Below are 430 nucleotides of genomic sequence, written 5' to 3'. Positions count from 1 at the left end.
CCGGTGCCGAGCACCGCGCCCGCGCCGGATCCGTCCACCACGGATGCAAGTTACCTGTCGAACGAATTCGCCGCGCGGCTGGCAAATGGCGACATCCGTTTTGAGCTCTGCGTCCAGCCCTTCATCGACGAGCGCTCGACGCCGATCGAGGACACCGCGGTCGAGTGGAGCGAAACTGTCTCGCCGCCGATCAAGGTGGCTGAGCTCACCATCACCCAGCCCTCGGCCGGCACCGCCGAAGCCTTCACCAACACCAGGGTGATCGACGAGCTTGCCTTCAACCCGTGGAACACGACCGACGAATTCCGACCGCTCGGCAATCTGAACCGGGCGCGCAAGGTCGTCTATGACGCGAGTGCCGCGCATCGCCTGGCCTATCGCTGGCGCGCCGAGGCGCCGCTGCGCAACCGTGTGCTGGGCGCCATCGCGC

At 67.0% G+C, this 430-nt stretch carries 1 pseudogene; it reads left to right on the top strand.

What is annotated here, in order from left to right:
- Nucleotides 1-430 (top strand): annotated as a pseudogene (locus EN852_RS41205) (peroxidase); the annotation flags it as partial.

This window comes from Mesorhizobium sp. M2E.F.Ca.ET.209.01.1.1, assembly GCF_004010375.2.
Classification (GTDB): domain Bacteria; phylum Pseudomonadota; class Alphaproteobacteria; order Rhizobiales; family Rhizobiaceae; genus Mesorhizobium.
The sequence above is the reverse complement of the archived record's forward strand: the minus strand, read 5'-3'. Positions and strand labels throughout refer to the sequence as shown.